Origin of the sequence: Microbacterium algeriense, from assembly GCF_008868005.1 — a bacterium.
Classification (GTDB): domain Bacteria; phylum Actinomycetota; class Actinomycetes; order Actinomycetales; family Microbacteriaceae; genus Microbacterium; species Microbacterium algeriense.
On the sequence record NZ_WAAO01000005.1, the window covers coordinates 1 to 3,442 of the forward strand.

A 3,442-nucleotide genomic window follows, 5' to 3' on the forward strand; every position below is an offset into this window, starting at 1 on the left:
TTGTTTAAAAGGAGTCCGGCGGTGTCCTACTCTCCCACAGGGTCCCCCCTGCAGTACCATCGGCGCTGTGAGGCTTAGCTTCCGGGTTCGGAATGTAACCGGGCGTTTCCCTCACGCTATGGCCGCCGAAACACTATTGATGTTTCAATCAAACGCATAACAAAGTCATTGTTGTTATGCGGTTCTCGACCGTACATCGAGAACCACTCAGTGGACGCGTAGCACCAACAAACGGTGTGTTATCAAGTCATCGGCTTATTAGTACCAGTCAGCTGCATGCATTGCTGCACTTCCACATCTGGCCTATCAACCCAGTAGTCTGGCTGGGAGCCTCTCACCCGAAGGTATGGAAGTCTCATCTTGAGGCCGGCTTCCCGCTTAGATGCTTTCAGCGGTTATCCATCCCGAACGTAGCTAATCAGCGGTGCTCCTGGCGGAACAACTGACACACCAGAGGTTCGTCCAACCCGGTCCTCTCGTACTAGGGTCAGATCCTCTCAAACTTCCTACGCGCGCAGCGGATAGGGACCGAACTGTCTCACGACGTTCTAAACCCAGCTCGCGTACCGCTTTAATGGGCGAACAGCCCAACCCTTGGGACCTACTCCAGCCCCAGGATGCGACGAGCCGACATCGAGGTGCCAAACCATGCCGTCGATATGGACTCTTGGGCAAGATCAGCCTGTTATCCCCGAGGTACCTTTTATCCGTTGAGCGACAGCGCTTCCACAAGCCACTGCCGGATCACTAGTCCCGACTTTCGTCCCTGCTCGACCTGTCAGTCTCACAGTCAAGCTCCCTTGTGCACTTACACTCGACACCTGATTGCCAACCAGGTTGAGGGAACCTTTGGGCGCCTCCGTTACTTTTTGGGAGGCAACCGCCCCAGTTAAACTACCCACCAGGCACTGTCCCTGAACCGGATTACGGTTCGAAGTTAGATATCCAGAGTGACCAGAGTGGTATTTCAACAATGACTCCACACGAACTGGCGTCCATGCTTCAAAGTCTCCCACCTATCCTACACAAGCCACACCGAACACCAATACCAAGCTGTAGTAAAGGTCACGGGGTCTTTCCGTCCTGCTGCGCGTAACGAGCATCTTTACTCGTAATGCAATTTCGCCGAGTTCGCGGTTGAGACAGTTGGGAAGTCGTTACGCCATTCGTGCAGGTCGGAACTTACCCGACAAGGAATTTCGCTACCTTAGGATGGTTATAGTTACCACCGCCGTTTACTGGGGCTTAAATTCTCAGCTTCGCCTTGCGGCTAACCGGTCCTCTTAACCTTCCAGCACCGGGCAGGCGTCAGTCCGTATACATCGTCTTGCGACTTGGCACGGACCTGTGTTTTTAGTAAACAGTCGCTACCCACTAGTCTCTGCGGCCACCACGCCCTTTTCCCAGCAAGTGGGTATAAGCGGATGGCCCCCCTTCTCCCGAAGTTACGGGGGCATTTTGCCGAGTTCCTTAACCACGATTCTCTCGATCTCCTTGGTATTCTCTACCTGACCACCTGAGTCGGTTTGGGGTACGGGCGGCTAGAACCTCGCGTCGATGCTTTTCTCGGCAGCATAGGATCACCCACTTTTTATCCGCATCGTGTCTCAGCCTGTATGAGTCGCGGATTTGCCTACGACTCGGCCTACGCACTTGCACCAGGACAACCATCGCCTGGCTTGGGCTACCTTCCTGCGTCACACCTGTTAATACGCTAACCGCACCAGCATGGGGTCGTGCGCTAGGCCCAGAGCGTCACCCCGAAGGGATCAGTCACTGGGATTCAGACACTTAGCACTACTGGATTAGCTTGGGCGGTTCTTCGCCGGTACGGGAATATCAACCCGTTGTCCATCGACTACGCCTGTCGGCCTCGCCTTAGGTCCCGACTTACCCAGGGAAGATTAGCTTGACCCTGGAACCCTTGGTCTTTCGGAGGACGTGTTTCTCACACGTCATTCGCTACTCATGCCTGCATTCTCACTCGTGTAGCCTCCACGGCTGGTTTCCACCGCCGCTTCGCTGGCCACACGACGCTCTCCTACCCATCAACACGGCTGGACCACGAAGGCCTACCAATAATGTCAATGCCACAACTTCGGTGGCGTGCTTGAGCCCCGTTACATTGTCGGCGCGGAATCACTTGACCAGTGAGCTATTACGCACTCTTTCAAGGGTGGCTGCTTCTAAGCCAACCTCCTGGTTGTCAGAGCAACTCCACATCCTTTCCCACTTAGCACGCGCTTTGGGACCTTAGTTGGTGGTCTGGGTTGTTTCCCTCTCGACTATGAAGCTTATCCCCCACAGTCTCACTGCTGCGCTCTCACTTACCGGCATTCGGAGTTTGGCTGACGTCAGTAACCTTGTAGGGCCCATCGGCCATCCAGTAGCTCTACCTCCGGCAAGAAACACGCAACGCTGCACCTAAATGCATTTCGGAGAGAACCAGCTATCACGAAGTTTGATTGGCCTTTCACCCCTATCCACAGCTCATCCCCTCAGTTTTCAACCTAAGTGGGTTCGGTCCTCCACGACGTCTTACCGTCGCTTCAACCTGGCCATGGATAGATCACTTCGCTTCGGGTCTAGGACATGCGACTGAATCGCCCTATTCAGACTCGCTTTCGCTACGGCTACCCCACACGGGTTAACCTCGCCACATATCGCTAACTCGCAGGCTCATTCTTCAAAAGGCACGCTGTCACCCCTACTAAGGAGGCTCCAACGGTTTGTAAGCAAACGGTTTCAGGTACTATTTCACTCCCCTCCCGGGGTACTTTTCACCTTTCCCTCACGGTACTTGTCCGCTATCGGTCATCTGGGAGTATTTAGGCTTATCAGGTGGTCCTGACAGATTCACACGGGATTTCACGGGCCCCGTGCTACTTGGGATACTCTTCGCGCCAAGAGAGGCATTTCGACTACGGGGTTGGCACCCTCTATGACCGGCCTTTCAAGACCGTTCGTCTATACCTTCTTGTAACGCCGCCACCTCGGCAGAGATGACTGAAAAGTCCCACAACCCCCAACGTGCAACGCCTGCCGGCTATCACACACGCTCGGTTTAGCCTGTTCCGGTTTCGCTCGCCACTACTAACGGAATCGCGGTTGCTTTCTCTTCCTGTGGGTACTGAGATGTTTCACTTCCCCACGTTCCCTCTACCCGCCCTATATATTCAGGCGGGAGTCACTAGGTCGGCACGCCGCCCAGCGGGGTTTCCCCATTCGGACACCCTCGGATCAAAACTTGCTTATCAGTTCCCCGAGGCTTATCGCAGATTGCTACGTCCTTCTTCGGCTCCAGATGCCAAGGCATCCACCGTTTGCTCTTAAAGACTTGAAATCACATGAGTTTGAATCAAAAACTCGACCCCATCCGAAGATGGAATCAGAAATTGACTAATGATCTTTAAGATCATCTTGTGCAACAACCCGAAGGCTG

The 3,442-nt window shown here is 54.2% G+C and carries 2 rRNA genes; both read right to left on the bottom strand.

Annotated elements, in window-relative coordinates:
* Positions 1-13: 13 nt before the first annotated feature.
* Positions 14-130 (bottom strand): 5S ribosomal RNA (gene rrf / locus F6A08_RS17520).
* A gap of 108 nt (positions 131-238) precedes the next feature.
* Positions 239-3,343 (bottom strand): 23S ribosomal RNA (locus F6A08_RS17525).
* Positions 3,344-3,442 lie beyond the last annotated feature (99 nt).